Genomic DNA, 17,468 nt, shown 5'->3' with positions numbered 1-17,468 from the left:
ACTGCGATGCTTCCGTGAGGCATGCTTGTGCTGTTGCGATCGGGATTCACGTTGCCAGGGTCGCGCTCTTCTACTCAGGCCCTCGGTGATTACGCCCCCCGTAATCACCGAGCGATTCGGCTCGACCCCCCCGGAGCCGAATCCTCGGACGGCCCCCGTCTCCCCCGACGGGGGTCGTTCCCTATGCGCCGTTCCCTATGCGCCAGTGGCCTGGGTTCGGCTCGCCGTCTCATTGTCGAAACTCAGGCCGAAGAACTCGCACAGGCCGGTGACGTCGAGAACGCGCCGGAACGACGGCGACGGATTGACCACGAGGAATGCCGCCCCGACCTCGCCGGCCGTGCGGTAGCCCTCGATCAGGGCGCCGAGGCCGCTCGAGTCGATGAAGCTCGCCGCGCCCAGATCGACCCGTACGACCGAGGGTGACCACTCGGCGACCGCCGCGCGCACACAATCCGCCAGCTCATCGGCGTTCGAGAAGTCGACCTCGCCCGCGACGATGATCGTGGCCCCGCCGTCGTCGGCGAGTGTGCGCCGGAACGAGCTTTCCATGCCAACCCCTCCGTGTCCGGACCAACATACCCAACCCGCGCCCCGCCCGCCCTTCGTGGTTGTCCGTCCGTAGCAGATCCACACCGCGTGCGGTCGATATCCACAGGCGCTCGAGTTGTCCACAGCCCCTGTTGCCGGGCCGTGCCGGGCTTGGCCACGGTGGGCGCCATGTCCGCACCTCGCCTGCCCCTTGTCGTCACCTCCGACCCCGATCTGCTCGATGATCTGCTCCGGCTCGCCGCCGCCGGAGGCACCCAGGTCGACGTGGCGCCCGACCCCGTGGCCGCCCGGTCGAGGTATGGCCGCGCCCCGCTGGTCATGCTCGGAGCCGACCAGCTCCAAGCGTGTGGCCGGGCCCGATTACCGCGCCGCTCCCGCGTCGCCGTCGTCCACCGCGGCCGGCTGCCGGGCCCGCTCGACAAGATCGCCCAACAGTCCGGCGCCGAGCACATCGTCGAGCTGCCGACCGCCGAGGCCTGGGTGGTCGACCGCTTCGCCGAGCAGCGCGATCAGCCGGTCGGCCGGGTCCTGGCCGTGATCGGCGGACGCGGCGGCGCCGGCGCCAGCATCCTCTCCAGCGGGCTCGCGGTCACCGCGGCCGGCGCCGGCCACCGCACGCTGCTGATCGACGGTGACCCGCTCGGTGGCGGCCTCGACCTGCTGCTCGGCTGGGAGGACCGGGACGGTCTGCGCTGGTCCTCACTCACCGAGACGGAGGGACAGGTCGATCCGCCGGCGCTGCTGGGCGCCCTGCCGCATCAGGGCGACCTGGTGTTGCTGTCGTTCGCCCGGCACGAGTCGCCGGCCGTGCCCGCCCCGGCGATGGCGGCGACCATCGACGCCGCCCGCCGGGCCCGCGACGTGATCGTGGCCGACCTGCCCCGCCGGCTCGACGACGCCGGGGTGCTCGCGCTCGAGAGCGCCGACCGGGCACTGCTGATCGTCCCGGCCGAGGTGCGGGCGGTGGCCGCGGCGACCCGGGTCGCGCAGATGGTGCTGAGCCACCGTGACGAGCTGTCCGTCGTGGTCCGCGGCCCGGCGCCGGGGCGGCTCAAACCCCGCGACGTGGCCCGGTCGCTGAGGCTTCCGCTGGCCGGGACGCTGCGGCCCGAGCCGGCGATGTGCCAGGCCCTGGAGCGCGGCATAGCGCCCGGCGAGACCGGCCGGGGTGAGCTCGCCGTGCTCTGCCGCCGGCTGGTCGGCGAGCTTCTGGAGGCGGCATGACGGCGTACGGCTCCGCGCCCGAACTGGCCGGCCGGGTGCGCCACCGGTTCGCGATGGAGGGCGTGGAGGCCACCCCGGCGGCCGTGGTGCGGGCGGTGCGGCGAGAGCCGGGAACGGCGGTCCTGGGTGACACGGCGGTGCTGCGGCTCGCCGACCGGGTGCGCGACCAGCTCGTCGGCGCCGGCCCGCTGGCCCCGCTGCTCGACGACCCGGCGGTGACCGACATCCTGGTCAACGGCATCGAGGTCTGGGTCGACCGCGGCGGCGGCCTGTCCCGGGCGCCGATCCCGCTCGGTGATCACGACGAGGTACGCCGGCTCGCGCAGCGGCTCGCGGCCGCGTGCGGGCGCCGCCTCGACGACGGGCAGCCGTTCGCCGACGCGCGCCTGCCCGACGGCACCCGGCTGCACGCGGTGCTGCCCCCGGTCGCCACCGGCGGGCCGTACCTGTCCCTGCGCACCTTCCGGCAGCGGCCGTTCACCATCGACGAGCTGGTCGAGCAGGGCACGGTTCCGCCGACGATCGCCCCGGTGCTGACGGCGATCGTGGCGGCCCGCCTGGCCTACCTGGTCACCGGCGGCACCGGCAGCGGCAAGACGACCCTGCTGGCCACCCTGCTCGGCCTGGTGCCGCCGACCGAGCGGATCGTCCTGGTCGAGGACGCGGCCGAGCTGCGCCCGGTGCACCCGCACGTGGTGGCCCTGCAGGCCCGCACGTCCAACGTGGAGGGCGCCGGCGCGATCGGGCTCACCGACCTGGTCCGCCAGGCGCTGCGCATGCGGCCCGACCGGCTCGTGGTGGGCGAGTGCCGGGGCGCCGAGGTCGTCGACCTGCTCGGCGCGCTCAACACCGGCCACGACGGCGGCGCGGGCACCCTGCACGCGAACGCGCCCGCCGACGTACCGGCCCGGCTCGAGGCGCTCGGGCTCCTGGGCGGCCTGCCCCGCGCGGCCCTGCACGCCCAGGTGGTGGCGGCCCTCCAGGTGGTGCTCCAGGTCCGGCGCGGCGACCAGGGCCGCGTGCTCGAGTCGGTGAGCGTCCTGCTGCCCACCGGCGAACACCGCCTGGCCACGGTGGTGCCGGCCTGGCGGCGTCTGCGCGGCCCCGGCCCGGGTGCGGCCGCCCTGTCCCACCTGCTGGCGTCGCGGGGCGTACGGGTCCCGGCGGTCCTGTCCCCTCCCCAGGGGCAGTCATGAACTGGTGGGCAACCGTCCTGGTGACGGCCGGCGCCCTGGCGGTGGCCGGGCGCGGCGGGTCGCGCCTGCCGACACTCTCCGCGGGCGCTTGGTGGCCGCGGCTGCGTGCTTCGGTCGCGGCCCGCCCGCGACCGGCCCTGATGTACGCGGTGGGCGTCATGTCTGCGGTCGCCCTGCTCGCGGGCGGCCCGGTCGCCGCGACCGTCTCAGCCGCCTACGGCGGGTTCGCCGGCCGAGCCCTGACCCGGCACTCGGCACGGCGCCGCGCCTCGGCCGCCCGGGCGGCCGCCCTGGACGCGCTGGCCGCCCTCGCAGCCGACCTACGCGCCGGCCTGCCTCCAGCGGACCTGAGCGCCGGCCTGCCGTCCGTGGAAGTGGGCGGGGGTGCGGAACGGCTGACGCGGCTTGCGGCCGCGGTGTGGCGGCTGGCCGAGCAGACGGGCGCTCCGGTGGCCGACCTCGTCGAGCGGATCGAGGCCGACGGGCGGACGGCCGACCGGACCGCCGCCTCCGCGACGGCGCAGGCGGCCGGGGCCCAGGCGACGGCGACGCTGCTGGCGGCCCTTCCATTCGGCGGTCTCGCGCTGGGCGTACTGATCGGCGCCGACCCGCTTTACGTCCTGCTTCACACACCGCTCGGCGGCACCTGCGCCGTCGTGGCGGTGGCCCTGCAATGCGCCGGGCTTCTCTGGGCGGAAAGGCTGACCGGGCGATGACGGCCTCCTGCGAGTTGGCGGCGTTCCTGCGCGCGACCGGCCCGGTGCGGATGCCTTCCCGGATGTGCTGCGTGGCCGCCCTGGTCGGCCGTGAGGCGCCCGACGCGGTAGCCGACCTGTGCGAGACGCGGTCGGAGATCGATGCCGATCTCCTCACGCCGGCGGCGGTGGTGTCATGACCCTCTTGCTGATCGCCGCCGCCGTGGCGGTCCTGGTGGTGCCGGCCGGCCTGTCCCGGCGGCGAACCCGGCAGCCCGCCCGGCGGCCGCTGCCGGCGGCCTGGGGCCGGATCACGCTGGCCGTGGGCATCGGGCTCGCCGTCGCGGGATTCGTCGGCACCTGGTGGGGCCTGCCGTTCGCAGCGGTCGCCGGAGTGGGTGCCGAGCGGCTGCTCCGGCGGCGGGAACCGGCCCCCGTCCGGGCGGAACGGCTCGCCGCCGCGGCCGATCTGCCGCTCGGAGCCGACCTGCTGGCGGCGGCGTTGCGGGCGGGCGCCCCGGTCGGCCAGGCGGTGGACGCGGTGGCGGACGCGCTCGACGGCCCGCTCGGGGCCCGGCTGAGACGGACGGCGCGGTCGCTGCGCCTGGGCGCGCCACCCGAGGAGGCCTGGGAGCACCTGGCCGGCGTAACCGGGGCCGAACGTCTTGTGGCGGCCGCTGTCCGCTCCAGCGCCAGTGGGGGAGCGCTGGCCGGCGCGCTGGCCCGGCTCTCCGACGATCTGCGAGCCGACCTGGCGGCCGCCGTGGAGGCGAGGGCGCAGCGGGCCGCGGTTCTGATCGTGCTGCCGCTCGGCCTGTGCTTCCTGCCGGCGTTCTTCCTGGCCGGCCTCGTCCCGGTGATGACCGCGGTCCTGAAGGACGTGCTGTGACGTCCCCGCTCTGGCTCCGTGGCCGGCCATGTGTGGTGGCCCGGCGCGGTGATCGATGGCCGGTCGCCTTCCCGGCGGCCGGCGGGAAACACAACCGAAGGAGAACCACGTGCGCAAACTGATCGCGAACGTCGCCCGGCTGCGGGGCGAGGCCGCGGACGCCGGGATGAGCACCGCCGAGTACGCCGTCGGCACGCTCGCCGCCGTCGCGTTCGCCGGAATCCTGTTCAAGGTGCTCACCAGCGGCAACGTGCAGGCGGCGCTCGGCGCGGTCATCGACCGGGCCCTGAAGTGAGACGGCGCCGGCGGCCCGGCCGCGATCGGGGAGCGTTCACGGCCGAGCTGGCGGCCGGGCTGCCGGCGCTCATGCTGTTGTTGACGGCCGGGCTCACAGCCGTCAAGGCGGTGACCGCCCAGGCCCAGTGCCTGGCCCTGGCCCGGGACGCGGCCCTGGCCTCGGCCCGCGGCGAACCGCCACCCACCGCGACGGCGGACCCGCCGGGCGCGGCCGTCCAGATCAGCGGCGACGCCGAGGTGGTCAGAGCCCACGTGACCGCACCGGTCCGCCTACTGGGCCGAGGCCCGACGGTGATCACGGTCGAGGCTTCCGCCGTCGCCGCCCGAGAACCGGCCACCGTGGGGGCCACCAGATGAGCCCGGGGCGAGGACAGCCGGCCGCGGGGCGTGCTTGGTGGATGGGCTTCGTGCGGGAGCGTGATCGTGGGGCCGCGTCGATCCTGGTGTCGGCGGTGGGGCTCTGCCTCGTCGCAGCTGGGCTGGCCGGGGCCGCCGTGGGATCGGCCCTGGTGGGGAAGCAGCGGGCGCGGGTGGCGGCCGATCTCGGAGCGCTGGCCGGCGCGGCGGAGGCGATCTACGGAGAGGGGGTGGCCTGTGCGCGGGCGGACCGGTTCGTCACGGCCAACGGCGCACGGCTGACGTCCTGCGTGGTCAGCGGGCTCGAGATCGTGGTCCGGGTGACGGCCGACGTGGGTCCGCTGGCCGGCGTCGTGCGGCCGGCCACCGTCGCGGCCCGGGCCGGACCCGTCCAGGCGTTGCCGCCCTGACCGGCGGGGCGGCGTCTCAGGCGGGGGCGGCGGTGCCGATCAGAGCGGTGAGTACGGCGTCGAGAACCTGGACGGCGGCGGTCTTGTGGAGGGGGTTGTTGCCGTTGCCGCACTTGGGGGACTGGACGCACGAGGGGCAGCCGGTTTCGCAGGTACAGGCGGCGATGGCCTCTCGGGTGGCGCTGAGCCAGTCGGTGGCGGTGGCGTAGGCCCGTTCGGCGAAGCCGGCGCCGCCCGGGTGGCCGTCGTAGACGAAGACCGTGGGCGCCTCTGTGTCGGCGTGGTTGGCGGTGGAGAGGCCGCCGATGTCCCAGCGGTCGCAGGTGGCTATCAGGGGGAGGAGGCCGATCGCGGCGTGTTCGGCCGCGTGCAGGGCGCCGGGGAAGTCCGCGGGCTCGACGCCGGCCCCGGTCAGCGCGTCGGGCGTGATGGTGAACCAGACGGCCACCGTGCGCAGGTCGCGGACCGGCAGGTCGAGTGGCTTGGTGTCGATCACCTCGCCGGAGCCGATGCGGCGGCGCTGGTAGGAGACCACCTGGCTGGTCACCTCCACCTCGCCGAGGAAGAGGCTGACCGGGCCGGCGTCCACGCGGGAACGGACGCCCAGCACCGACACGTCCGTCACGTCCCGGGCGTGCGTCGACCAGTCCGGTTCCTCCTGGTGGACCAGGGCGATCGCGTCGTCCAGGTCGAGGTCGTCGACCACGAAGCTGACGCCCTGGTGCAGGTAGACCGCGCCGGTGTGCAGCATCATGTGCGACGAGCCCTGGTCGACCGTGCCGAGCAGGCGGCCGGTGGACGCCTCCACCACCGAGACTGGGGCGCCACCGGCGCCGCGCAGGTCGACGTCGGGGCGGCCGGGGTGGGTCCAGTACCAGCCGGACGGGCGGCGGCGCAGCGCCCCCGACGCGGTCAGGCCCTCCACCGCCGCGCGGGCCGGCTCGCCGCCGAACAGGGCCAGGTCAGGCTCGGTCAGCGGGGCCTCCGAGGCGGCGCAGCAGAGTTGAGGGCCCAGGACGTACGGGTTGGTGGGGTCGAGAACCGTCGCCTCGACCGGGCGGCCGAAGAGCGCCGACGGGTGGTGCACCAGGTACGTGTCCAGCGGGTCGTCGCGGGCGATCAGCACCGCCAGCGCCTCGCCGCCCGCGCGGCCGGCGCGGCCCGCCTGCTGCCACAGCGACGCCCGCGTGCCGGGGTAGCCGCAGATCAGCACCGCGTCGAGGCCGACCAGGTCGACGCCGAGCTCCAGCGCGTTGGTCGAGGCCAGGGCCAGCAACTCGCCGGAGAGCAGCGCCCGTTCGATCTGACGGCGGTCCTCGCGCAGGTAGCCGGCACGGTAGGCGGCCACCCGGTCGCCCAGGCCGGGCACCGCTTCGTCGAGCTGCCGCCGCGCGATCGTCGCGACCACCTCGGCGCCGCGCCGCGAGCGGATGAAGGCCAGGGTCCGGGTGCCGGCCGCGACCGCGTCGGTGAGCAGGTCGGCCGTCTCCCGCAGCGCCGACCGGCGTACCTGCGGCAGCTCCACCTCGTCCACCGGAAAGTCGTCATCGACGGGTGCGGGCTGCGGCGGCGGCTCCCACAGCGCGAAGGTCATCGCGCCGCGCGGGGAGGCGTCCTCGGTCACGGCGGTCACCGGCACGCCCGTGAGGCGGGCGGCGGCGTCGGCCGGATCGCCCGAGGTCGCCGAGGCCAGTACGAACGTGGGAGTGCCGCCGTACCGGGCCGCCGTTCGGCGCAGGCGGCGGATCACGTGGGAGACGTGGGAGCCGAAGACGCCGCGGTAGGCGTGGCACTCGTCGATCACCACGTACGTCAAGCGGCGGAAGAAGGACGCCCAGCGCGCGTGCCCCGGAAGCATCGCATGATGCACCATGTCCGGATTCGTGAGGATCAGCCGCGAGTGCTGGCGGATCCACTCCCTTTCCTCGCGCGAGGTGTCACCGTCGTATGTGGCCGGGCGTACGCCGGACAGACCCAGCCGGGCGACCGCGCGCAGCTGATCCGCGGCCAGGGCTTTGGTCGGCGACAGATACAGAGCCGTCGCCCGCGGATCGTCCAGCAGGCGGGTGAGCGCCGGCAGTTGATACGCCAATGACTTGCCCGACCCCGTTCCGGTGGCGATCACCACATGGGTTCCGGAGTGGGCCATCGTCGCCGCGGCGGCCTGGTGTTCCCACGGCGACTTGATGCCGTGTGCGGTCAGGGCCGAGACTAGGTCGGCCGCGGCCCACTCGGGCCACGGCGCTGTCCGCCCCGTGCGCGCGGGCAGGTTCTCGATGTGTGTGATCGGCGATGGCCGGGCCGACGAGTTGCGGGCCTTCAGCAGGTGCAGCAGCTCGGCGGGGCCGAAGGCGGTCGACGTCACGCACAGCACTGTGACACCGGAATGCCGCGAACCTCAAACGGGTACGACGGTGGGTGCCATGCGACGCCTGAATCCGGGCGGTGGTTAGATTCGCTGGGGAGATCGGCTGCCGGATCAGCGTGCCCCGCAGGGAGGAGGAGCGATGGAGCTGTCCCTTGCGACCCGGACCGTCGACGAGCACACGGTGCTCGAGGTCGGTGGCGAGGTCGACGTCTACACGGCTCCGAGGCTGCGGGAGCGCCTCGTGGAGCTGGTCGATTCCGGTGCCCGCAACGTCATCGTCGATCTCGGCGGGGTCGAGTTCCTCGACTCGACCGGTCTCGGCGTGCTCGTCGGCGCGATGAAGCGGCTGCGGGTGGCGAACGGAAAGTTCGGCCTGGTCTGTTCGAAGGAAGCGCTGCTGAAGATCTTCCGGATCACGGCGCTCGACCAGGTGTTCCCGATCTATCCCACGATCGAGGCGGCGACCCAGGACGGCGACGGCAGCGGTCCGACTTCGTGATGGCGACTGTTCGGCTGTCCTTCTCGCCCGCGCCCGTGCACGTCCGTACGGCTCGGCTGGTCGGCGTCGCCGTGGCCCGCCGGGCCGGTGTCGCCGAGGAGTTGCTGGACGAGGTCCGGCTGGCCATCGGTGAGGCCTGCACGCGGGCCGTCGCCCTGCACAACCAGTACGGCCTGCCCGATCTCGTGACGGTCGAGATGTCTGATTCGGACGCGTACACGGTCCGGGTCATCGACCACGCGCCGATCGAGGCCAGCATCGGTTTGACCAAGCTTCCGCCGGACGAGCTGGCCGCGGAGACGCTGACCGACGAGGACCTGACCACCGGCGTCGGTTTCGCGCTGCTGGCCGGCTTCGTCGACGATCTGAAGGTCAGCCCGGTCGCGGACGGGACGGGCACCGAGGTCCGCATGGTGTGGCCGGTGCAGCGCCGCTAGGACAAATCGGACGAAGCCTCCGAAGAGGGAAGCGAAGCCGACAGAGATAAATCAGCTTCTATACCCTATTTCTCGCCCGCTAACACAGCGGGAAACATCACCACGACACGGCCGGATCCGGGTGTGACCATCACCACGTCGGCCGATACAGTACGCGAGTTATCAACTACTGCTCCTGGTCCCGCGCCCCGCGGGACCCGGTTGTCGTTCCCCTTGAACGGGGATGCGCCCGGACGGTCTCGTCCGCCGACCCGGGCGCGGTCGGTGTACAGGAGGACATTGATGTCCGGGACCTCGTTAAGTGGTTCCAACGTCACGTTTGTCATCGTGGCGCTGGTATTCGCGCTCATCGCGCTCGGCTTCGCCGCCATGTTCGTCCAGTCGGTGCTCAAGGCCGGCCGGGGAACCAAGAACATGCAGGAGATCGCCGGGGCCGTGCAGGAAGGCGCGTCGGCGTACCTGTTCCGTCAGTTCAAGACCCTAGCCATCTTCGTGGTGATCGCGGTCGTCCTGCTCTTCCTCCTGCCGGTGCACGACACCGACAACGAGGTCTGGGTCAAGATCGGCCGCTCGCTGTTCTTCATCGTCGGTGCCGTCTTCAGCTCGTTCATCGGTGGCGCCGGCATGGCGCTGGCCACCCGGGCCAACCTGCGAGTGGCCGCGGCCGCCGGTGAGAACGGTGGCCGGGAGACCGCGATGGGCATCGCGTTCCGCACCGGTGGCGTGGTCGGCTTCCTCACCGTGGGCCTCGGCTTGTTCGGTGGCGCGCTGGTGGTGCTCATCTTCCGTAGTGACGCCCCGACCGTCCTCGAGGGCTTCGGCTTCGGCGCCGCGCTGCTCGCCATGTTCATGCGGGTCGGCGGCGGCATCTTCACCAAGGCCGCCGACGTCGGCGCCGACCTGGTCGGCAAGGTCGAACAGGGCATCCCCGAGGATGACCCGCGCAACGCCGCGACCATCGCCGACAACGTGGGCGACAACGTCGGTGACTGCGCCGGCATGGCCGCCGACCTGTTCGAGTCGTACGCGGTGACGCTGGTCGCCGCGCTGATCCTCGGCCAGGCCGCGTTCGGCCAGGACGGTCTGATCTTCCCGCTGATCGTCTCGACGATCGGCGTGGTGATCGCGATCATCGGTGTCTTCATCACCCGCCTGCGCCCGAGCGACCGCAACGGTCTCACCGCGATCAACCGGGCCTTCTACATCTCCGCGGTGATCTCGGCGATCGCCGTCGCTGTCGTCACCTTCATCTACCTGCCCAGCACGTTCGCGGGCTTCGGCGACGACGGCATCGAGGCGGGCGTCCTCGCCAGCGGGCGTGACCCGCGGTGGGTGGCCATCGGCGCGGTCGTCATCGGTATCGTGCTGGCCGCCGCCATCCAGGCGCTGACCGGCTACTTCACCGAGACCAACCGGCGGCCGGTGCAGGACATCGGCAAGTCGTCGCAGACGGGCGCGGCCACCGTCGTGCTCGCCGGCATCAGCGTCGGCCTGGAGTCCGCCGTGTACTCGGCGCTGCTGATCGGCGCCGGCGTCTATGGCGCCTTCCTGCTCGGCGGCGCGTCGCTGACCCTGTCGCTGTTCGCCGTCGCGCTGGCCGGTATCGGCCTGCTCACCACGGTCGGCGTCATCGTCGCGATGGACACCTTCGGCCCGATCTCGGACAACGCGCAGGGCATCGCCGAGATGTCCGGTGACGTCGACGAGAAGGGCGCGCAGATCCTCACCGAGCTCGACGCGGTCGGCAACACCACCAAGGCGATCACCAAGGGCATCGCGATCGCCACGGCCGTGCTCGCCGCCACGGCGCTGTTCGGCTCGTACACCAACAGCCTGGCCACCTCGCTGGCCGACGCGGGCATCCGCCCGGACCAGGTCGGCAACGAGATCCTCGGCCTGCTGAACATCGCGAACCCGCGCAGCATCGTCGGCCTGCTGGTCGGCGCGGCCGTCGTGTTCCTCTTCTCCGGCCTGGCCATCAACGCCGTGTCCCGTTCCGCGGGCGCTGTGGTGATGGAGGTCCGCCGCCAGTTCCGCGAGTTCCCGGGCATCATGGACCGCACCCAGCGGCCCGAGTACGGCCGGGTCGTCGACATCTGCACCCGGGACGCGCAGCGCGAGCTGCTCGCCCCCGGCGTACTGGCGATCATGGCGCCGATCGCCGTCGGCTTCGGCCTCGGCGCCGGCGCGCTCGCGGCCTACCTGGCCGGCGCGATCGGCGCGGGCACGCTGATGGCGGTGTTCCTGGCCAACTCCGGTGGCGCCTGGGACAACGCCAAGAAGCTGGTCGAGGACGGCAACTTCGGCGGCAAGGGCTCCGAGGCGCACGCGGCGACGGTCATCGGCGACACGGTCGGTGACCCGTTCAAGGACACCGCCGGCCCGGCCATCAACCCGCTGCTCAAGGTGATGAACCTGGTCTCGCTGCTGATCGCCCCGGCGGTCGTGGCGTGGAGCATCGGCAGCGACCAGAACAACCCGCTGCGGATCGCCATCGCGATCGTCGCGGCGGCGATCGTGGTCGCCGCGGTCGTCTGGAGCAAGCGCAAGCCCATCTCGATGGGCGACGACACCCCGACCCCCGCGGCCGGCGACACCACGCCGACCGCGAAGGTCACGGCATAACAAAGGCGTACGGGGCACTCGATGTAAGCGGGGTGCCCCGTACGCTGCTTCCCATGCGCTCGGCCCGACCCCTCGTACTGCTGGCTCTGCTCGCGCTCGTGACCCCCTCTCTCGTCGCCTGTTCCGGCGCGCACAGCGCCCGCGCCTGGGCGACCTCCGTCTGCACCACGCTCGAGCCGTGGCGCAGCGAGATCGGCTCGCTGGCCACCCGTACCCAGCAGCAGATGGAGACCGCCACCACGCCGAATCAGGCGAAGGAGAACCTGTCGCGGCTGTTCGCCGGCGCCGAGGACGCGAGCGAGCGTGCCCGCGCCGGAGTGCAGAAAGCGGGAGTGCCCGACGTGGACGACGGTCAGAAGATCGCCGATGGCTTCCTCGGCTCCCTGTCCGCGATGCGGGACGCCTACGCGAAGGCCAAGGGCGGCATCCAGGGCCTGCCGACGGCCCCCGCCGAGACCTTCTATCAGCAGGTGACCCAGGTCGTCTCCCAGTTGCAGAGCGACTACCAGGCGAGCGGCCTCGACACGAGCAAGCTCAACTCGCAGGAGCTGCAGGCCGCCTTCGACGAAGTGCCCGAGTGCCGGTGAGATGACCGAGACGGGGTGGCCGCTGATCCCGCGCGAGGTTCTGCCCGCGCCGGTCCCGGCTGCCAAGCGCCGGCAACAGCCGCCGCAGCGTCCGCCCGGGCCGGCTGCGGAGGCGGGCCGGCAGCTTCCGATCTTCGGGGCCGAGACGACCGAGCCGTCGCCCGGTGACCTGGCCGGGCTGCTCGCCGGGCCGGGCCGGCTGGGCCGGATGGGCGGCACGGCCCGGGTCTCGGTGGTCGTGGACGCCGCCTGGCGGGTGCACGTGCTGGTCGCCGAGCTGGTCAGCCGGGGCCTGGTGGTCAACTGGCGGCCGGTCGAGGCCAGCGAAACCGACAATTCCGGCGAGCCGGGGACGACGCCTCAGGAAACGGGCGACGACGAGCCGACCGAGGCGCAAATCACGGAAGTGGATGAGCCGCCCGAGCCGAGACCCCGTTTCGAGGTGCTCACGGCGTACTCCCGAAGGTTGAACGGTCTTGCCAAGGCCTGGCCGGAGGCCGCCGCCGAACTCTTCCTCAGCGGCCCGCGGCTGCGGCTCTGGGTCGCCGCCGCGGGTGAACCCCTTCCGGGGGGATATGCGCTGGGTCTGGACCCGGAGAAGGACGTCACGGAGATCGACGCGGCGCTGGTCCGAGCCGGTCTCACGGGCCGGCTGTCGGACGACGGCCGTCAGTATCTGATCAAGGGTAGGAAGCGGGTCGCCCGGCTGGCCGAGCTGGTCGGTGAGCGACCCCCGGCCGCGCCGGAAGACCTCTGGCCTCGGGGCGCGGGTGCGTGATCTTCCTGGATTGTGTCCGACACGACGGCATGTTCCCGGTGTACGGTGTCGCCGTCGGACGCGTGCGGTGGCCGGACCGTTACCATCCGACTTCAGGGTGCGGAGGGAATGGGTGCTCGTCCGGCGCGTTACGTTGAAAGTCTGTGCTCCGCCGGTCCTGATGGCGGAACGCTGAGGAACGACAAGTTCGAAGTGTGGGAGTGCCGTGCCGAGTGACGCCAGGACGACCCGTCTGGTCATCGTCGAGTCTCCGTCGAAGGCCAAGACGATCGCCGGTTATCTAGGCCCCGACTATTTCGTCGAGGCCTCCTTCGGCCATGTCCGTGACCTGCCCCGCAAGGCAGCCGACGTGCCCGCCAAGTACAAGGGCGAGTCGTGGGCCCGCCTCGGCGTCGACGTCGACAACGGCTTCCACGCGCTGTACGTCGTCTCCCAGGACCGCAAGGCCCAGATCGCCAAGCTGCAGAAGCTGGCGAAGGAAGTGGACGAGATCTTCCTCGCCACCGATGAGGACCGCGAGGGCGAGGCCATCGCCTGGCACCTGGTCGAGACGATCAAGCCGCGGGTCCCGGTCAAGCGGATGGTCTTCCACGAGATCACCAAGCCGGCCATCCAGGCCGCCGTGGCCAACCCGCGCGAGATCGACCGCGACCTGGTCGACGCGCAGGAGGCCCGCCGCATCCTCGACCGCCTCTACGGCTACGAGGTCAGCCCCGTCCTCTGGAAGAAGGTCATGCCCGGCTTGTCCGCCGGGCGTGTCCAATCGGTGGCCACCCGCATCGTGGTCGAGCGGGAGCGTCAGCGCATGGCGTTCCGCTCCGCCGAGTACTGGGACATCCTGGCCACCCTGGCCGTGCAGGGCCAGATCGAGGGCCCCCGCAACTTCAACGCCACTTTGATCGCGCTCGACGGCGACCGGATCGCCACCGGCAAGGACTTCGAGCCCACCACGGGCCAGGTCAAGCCCGGCGCCGGCGTGGTTCACCTCGACGAGAACGGCGCCCGCGGCCTGGCCGCCCGCCTCGACAACCGGCCGTTCACCGTGACCCGGGTGGAGGAGAAGCCGTACCGCCGCCGCCCGTACGCGCCCTTCATCACCTCGACGCTTCAGCAGGAGGCCGCGCGCAAGCTGCGGTTCTCCGCCTCGCAGACGATGCGCACGGCGCAGAAGCTGTACGAGAACGGGTACATCACCTATATGCGTACCGACTCGGTCAACCTGTCGGAGACCGCGCTCACCGCGGCCCGCCGGCAGATCGCCGAGCTGTACGGCCCGTCGAACGTGCCGCCGCAGCCGCGCCGCTACACCGGCAAGGTGAAGAACGCGCAGGAGGCGCACGAGGCCATCCGCCCCGCCGGCGACAACTTCCGGACGCCGGGCGAGGTCGCCAACGAGCTCTCCACCGACGAGTTCAAGCTGTACGAGCTGATCTGGCGCCGCACCATCGCCTCCCAGATGACCGACGCCGTCGGTAACTCGGTGAGTGTGCGGATCCGCGCGATCTCCACCGCGAACGAGGAGGTCGACTTCGCCGCCTCCGGCAAGACGATCACCGACCCGGGCTTCCTGCGGGCGTACGTGGAGTCCTCGGACGACGAGAACGCCGAGGCCGAGGACGCCGAGCGCCGCCTGCCGACCCTGGTCAAGGACCAGCCGCTGAGCGCCGAGGAGCTGGCCGCGGTCGGCCACCACACCTCGCCGCCCGCCCGCTACACCGAGGCGTCGCTGGTCAAGGCGCTGGAGGAACTGGGCATCGGCCGACCGTCGACCTACGAGTCGATCATGCGGACGATCCAGGACCGCGGGTACGTCGAGAAGCGCGGCCAGGCGATGATCCCGACGTTCCTGGCCTTCGCGGTGATCGGCCTGCTCGAGGGCCACTACCCGCGCCTGGTCGACTACAACTTCACGGCCTCGATGGAGAGCCAGCTCGACGACATCGCCGGTGGCGACCACGCCGCGCTCGACTTCCTGACCTCTTTCTACTTCGGCAGCCAGACGCCCGGCGCGGACGACTCGATCGCCAAGGCCGGCGGCCTGAAGAAGATGGTCACCGAGAACCTGAGCGCGATCGACGCCCGCTCGGTCAACTCGATCCCGCTCTTCACCGACGAGCAGGGACGCCACGTCGTGGTCCGGGTCGGCCGCTACGGACCGTACCTGGAGCGCCGCCTGCCCGGCGCCGACGAGGAGACGCAGGGCGACCGCGCCTCGCTGCCCGAGGGCATCGCGCCCGACGAGCTGACCCCCGAGAAGATCGACGAGCTCTACCTGGGCGGTGGCGGCGAGCGGTCCCTGGGCGACGACCCGGTGACGGGGGAGAGCGTCCAGCTCAAATCCGGGCGATTCGGTCCGTACGTGCAGAGCGGTGACCGCAAGTCCTCGCTGTTCAAGTCGCACGTGCCGGACGAGCTCACCCTCGAGCAGGCGCTCAAGCTGCTGACCCTGCCGCGCGTGCTCGGCGTCGACGCCGAGGGCAAGGAGATCTCGGCGGCGAACGGCCGCTACGGACCGTACGTGAAGCGCGACACCGACTACCGGTCGCTGGAGAACGAGGACCGGCTCTTCACGGTCACCCTCGACGAGGCCCTGGCCCTGCTCGCGCAGCCCAAGACCCGGCAGCGCCGCGAGGCCAAGCCGCCGCTGCGTGAGATGGGTCCCGACCCGGTCACCGAGAAGCCGATGGTGATCAAGGAGGGCCGCTTCGGCCCGTACGTGACCGACGGCGAGTACAACGCGTCGCTGCGCCGGGGCCAGACGCCCGAGGAGCTGACCGTCGAGCAGGCGTCCGAGATGCTCGCCGAGAAGCGCGCCAAGGGCCCGGCCCCGAAGAAGAAGGCCACCAAGAAGGCTGCGGCCAAGACGGCCGAGCCGGCGGCCAAGAAGGCGCCCGCGAAAAAGGCGGCGCCGGCCAAGAAGGCCACCGCCGCCAAGAAGGCCGCTCCCAAGAAGGCGGCGCCGAAAAAGGCCGCCGCCTCCGCCGAGTAGGACTCAGGCTCCGAGCACCCGGTCCAGGTAGTCGTTCGCGAAGACCCGGGCCGGGTCGAGCCGGTTCCGTACGGCCAGGAAGTCGTCGAACTTCGGGTAGACCGGGCGCAGGTCCTCGGCCGTCCGGTAGTGCAGCTTTCCCCAGTGCGGGCGCCCGCCCAGAGGCTGGCAGACGGCTTCCATGGCCCGGAAGTACGGCTCGTAGTCGACGCCCGAGTACTGGTGGATCGCGATGTACGCCGACTCGCGGCCGTATCCGTGCGACAGCCAGACGTCGTCGGGCCCGGTGAAGCGCACCTCGACCGGGAACTGCACCCGGAACGGCAGCCCGTCGATGATCTTCGGCAGCGCGGCCAGCACCTCGGGCAGGGCGGCGCGCGGAACCTCGTACTCCATCTCGGTGAAACGCACCCGTCGAGGCGTACAGAAAACGCGGTCCGAACGCTCCGTGTAGGTGCGGGCGGTGAGCGCGCGGGCCGCGACCGACTGGATCGTCGGCACGGCCGCCGGGACGGCCTTGCCGAGCCGGCAGACACCCTCCCACAGCGTGTTCGACAGGAACTCGTCGTCCAGCCAGCCCCGGAAGGGCGACAGCGGGCGGTCGTGCTCGGCCACCCGGTTGTTGCGCTTGAGCTGGGCCCGGTCCGTGTACGGGTACCAGTAGAACTCGACGTGGTCGTTGCTCGGAATCCACTCCTCGAGTCCGGCCAGCACGTCGGCCAGCGCCATCGGCCGCTCGTCGGCCAGCAGCGTGAACGCCGGCACGCAGCGCAGCGTCACCTCGACCAGAACCCCCAGCGCGCCCAGCCCGATCCGGGTGGCCGGGAAGATCTCGTCGTCCTTACCGGCCGTCAGCACCTCGCCCGAGCCGGTGACCAGCGTGACCGCCTCCACGCAGGACGCCAGCGTGCAGTGCTTCTCGCCGGTGCCGTGGGTGCCCGTGGAGATCGCGCCGGCGACCGTCTGCTGGTCGATGTCGCCGAGGTTCGGCATCGCCAGCCCGTGCTCGGCCAGCAGGGCGTTCAGCTTGGCCAGTGGCATACCGGCCTGCACGGTGACGAGATCGCCGTCGACCGAGATCAGTTCGTTCAGGCGATGAAGCACCATTCGCTGATCATTAGCGACAGCGATGGCGGTAAATGAGTGGCCGCTGCCCACGGCCTTTACCTTGCGTCCGTTTCCCGACGCGTCCTTGACGTGGGCGGCCACCTCGTCGACAGTGCCAGGGGTCAGGACGTCGGCGGCGATGGCCTGCTGGTTGCCGCCCCAGTTGATCCAGCGACGGGCGTTCAGGGGGGTCGTCATGATGGCTTTGTCCTCCGTACGAGCGCACAGTCGCACAAAACCGGGAAAGCGGCGTGTCCCGCGCGTCCCGTCGATGCCTCTCGCTCGTTGATCCGAGTAACGTTCCGATTATCACTGCTGAGAGGGAGTGGCGACGCGTGTCGACACCAACCGTCACCACCGGGCCCCTGCGCCGGGTTCCGGTGCAGGGCAGAAGCGTGGCCCGGGTCCAACGCATGCTCGACGCCTGCGCCGAGCTCGTCGACGAGGTCGGCTATGAG

17 protein-coding genes and 1 pseudogene are annotated in these 17,468 nt (G+C 72.0%); 15 read left to right on the top strand and 3 right to left on the bottom strand.

Annotated elements, in window-relative coordinates; all coding sequences use genetic code 11:
• Positions 1-195: 195 nt before the first annotated feature.
• Entirely contained in the window at positions 196-552 is a 357-nt protein-coding gene (locus ACGFJ7_RS41425; RefSeq protein ID WP_392647526.1) for an STAS domain-containing protein, read from the bottom strand.
• A 168-nt stretch (positions 553-720) separates the two neighbouring features.
• On the opposite strand from ACGFJ7_RS41425, the gene ssd reads away from it, so the two are divergent.
• From ssd to ACGFJ7_RS41385, 8 genes are all read left to right on the top strand, one after another.
• Positions 721-1,776: a septum site-determining protein Ssd gene (gene ssd / locus ACGFJ7_RS41420; RefSeq protein ID WP_360260446.1), complete on the top strand. Its 1,056-nt coding sequence runs from the start codon at positions 721-723 to the stop codon at positions 1,774-1,776.
• Positions 1,773-2,972, top strand: a complete 1,200-nt coding sequence (locus tag ACGFJ7_RS41415) for a TadA family conjugal transfer-associated ATPase (protein ID WP_392647524.1) — start codon at positions 1,773-1,775, stop codon at positions 2,970-2,972. Before ssd ends, ACGFJ7_RS41415 begins: the two co-directional genes overlap by 4 nt.
• Entirely contained in the window at positions 2,969-3,688 is a 720-nt protein-coding gene (locus tag ACGFJ7_RS41410) for a hypothetical protein (RefSeq protein ID WP_392647521.1), read from the top strand. The genes ACGFJ7_RS41415 and ACGFJ7_RS41410 overlap by 4 nt, the downstream gene beginning before the upstream one ends.
• A complete protein-coding gene (locus ACGFJ7_RS41405) occupies positions 3,685-3,867 on the top strand; it encodes a hypothetical protein (RefSeq protein ID WP_360260439.1) in 183 nt (60 codons plus the stop codon). Before ACGFJ7_RS41410 ends, ACGFJ7_RS41405 begins: the two co-directional genes overlap by 4 nt.
• A complete protein-coding gene (locus ACGFJ7_RS41400) occupies positions 3,864-4,556 on the top strand; it encodes a type II secretion system F family protein (RefSeq protein ID WP_360260437.1) in 693 nt (230 codons plus the stop codon). The genes ACGFJ7_RS41405 and ACGFJ7_RS41400 overlap by 4 nt, the downstream gene beginning before the upstream one ends.
• A 166-nt stretch (positions 4,557-4,722) precedes the next feature.
• The gene (locus ACGFJ7_RS41395) at positions 4,723-4,851 is read left to right on the top strand and encodes a DUF4244 domain-containing protein (RefSeq protein ID WP_392647662.1); all 129 of its coding nucleotides are present in this window, start codon (positions 4,723-4,725) and stop codon (positions 4,849-4,851) included.
• Entirely contained in the window at positions 4,848-5,210 is a 363-nt protein-coding gene (locus ACGFJ7_RS41390) for a TadE family type IV pilus minor pilin (RefSeq protein WP_392647517.1), read from the top strand. Before ACGFJ7_RS41395 ends, ACGFJ7_RS41390 begins: the two co-directional genes overlap by 4 nt.
• Positions 5,211-5,251: 41 nt before the next feature.
• Positions 5,252-5,620 (top strand): Rv3654c family TadE-like protein, encoded by a 369-nt coding sequence (locus ACGFJ7_RS41385; RefSeq protein WP_392647512.1) that lies wholly within the window; start codon positions 5,252-5,254, stop codon positions 5,618-5,620.
• 16 nt (positions 5,621-5,636) lie between these two features.
• On the opposite strand, the gene ACGFJ7_RS41380 is transcribed toward ACGFJ7_RS41385, so the two are convergent.
• Positions 5,637-7,994: a DEAD/DEAH box helicase gene (locus tag ACGFJ7_RS41380; RefSeq protein ID WP_392647509.1), complete on the bottom strand. Its 2,358-nt coding sequence runs from the start codon at positions 7,992-7,994 to the stop codon at positions 5,637-5,639.
• A 133-nt stretch (positions 7,995-8,127) separates the two neighbouring features.
• Here ACGFJ7_RS41380 and ACGFJ7_RS41375 point away from each other — a divergent pair, with 133 nt between their 5' ends.
• The 6 genes from ACGFJ7_RS41375 (at position 8,128) to topA (ending at position 15,903) form a co-directional block, all read left to right on the top strand.
• The gene (locus tag ACGFJ7_RS41375; protein ID WP_360260427.1) at positions 8,128-8,487 is read left to right on the top strand and encodes an STAS domain-containing protein; all 360 of its coding nucleotides are present in this window, start codon (positions 8,128-8,130) and stop codon (positions 8,485-8,487) included.
• On the top strand, positions 8,484-8,924 hold the full coding sequence (locus ACGFJ7_RS41370; protein ID WP_360260424.1) for an ATP-binding protein: 441 nt from the start codon (positions 8,484-8,486) through the stop codon (positions 8,922-8,924). Before ACGFJ7_RS41375 ends, ACGFJ7_RS41370 begins: the two co-directional genes overlap by 4 nt.
• A gap of 282 nt (positions 8,925-9,206) precedes the next feature.
• Positions 9,207-11,549: a sodium-translocating pyrophosphatase gene (locus ACGFJ7_RS41365; RefSeq protein ID WP_360260422.1), complete on the top strand. Its 2,343-nt coding sequence runs from the start codon at positions 9,207-9,209 to the stop codon at positions 11,547-11,549.
• Between the two features lie 53 nt (positions 11,550-11,602).
• Positions 11,603-12,136 carry a hypothetical protein gene (locus ACGFJ7_RS41360; protein ID WP_360260420.1) on the top strand — a complete coding sequence of 178 codons (534 nt, stop codon included), beginning with the start codon at positions 11,603-11,605 and terminating at the stop codon, positions 12,134-12,136.
• 1 nt (position 12,137) lies between these two features.
• On the top strand, positions 12,138-12,914 hold the full coding sequence (locus ACGFJ7_RS41355; RefSeq protein ID WP_392647504.1) for a hypothetical protein: 777 nt from the start codon (positions 12,138-12,140) through the stop codon (positions 12,912-12,914).
• Positions 12,915-13,119: 205 nt separating this feature from the next.
• Positions 13,120-15,903 (top strand): type I DNA topoisomerase, encoded by a 2,784-nt coding sequence (topA, locus tag ACGFJ7_RS41350; protein ID WP_360260415.1) that lies wholly within the window; start codon positions 13,120-13,122, stop codon positions 15,901-15,903.
• A 3-nt stretch (positions 15,904-15,906) separates the two neighbouring features.
• On the opposite strand, the gene ACGFJ7_RS41345 is transcribed toward topA, so the two are convergent.
• On the bottom strand, positions 15,907-17,211 hold the full coding sequence (locus tag ACGFJ7_RS41345; RefSeq protein ID WP_392647661.1) for a D-arabinono-1,4-lactone oxidase: 1,305 nt from the start codon (positions 17,209-17,211) through the stop codon (positions 15,907-15,909).
• Positions 17,212-17,345: 134 nt separating this feature from the next.
• Between ACGFJ7_RS41345 and ACGFJ7_RS41340 the strand changes: the two are divergent.
• Positions 17,346-17,468: pseudogene (locus tag ACGFJ7_RS41340) on the top strand (TetR/AcrR family transcriptional regulator); the annotation flags it as partial.

The organism is Actinoplanes sp. NPDC048988 (assembly GCF_043197815.1).
GTDB lineage: Bacteria > Actinomycetota > Actinomycetes > Mycobacteriales > Micromonosporaceae > Actinoplanes.
Note: the sequence above shows the minus strand (reverse complement) of the source record. Positions and strands in the feature narration are given on the sequence as shown.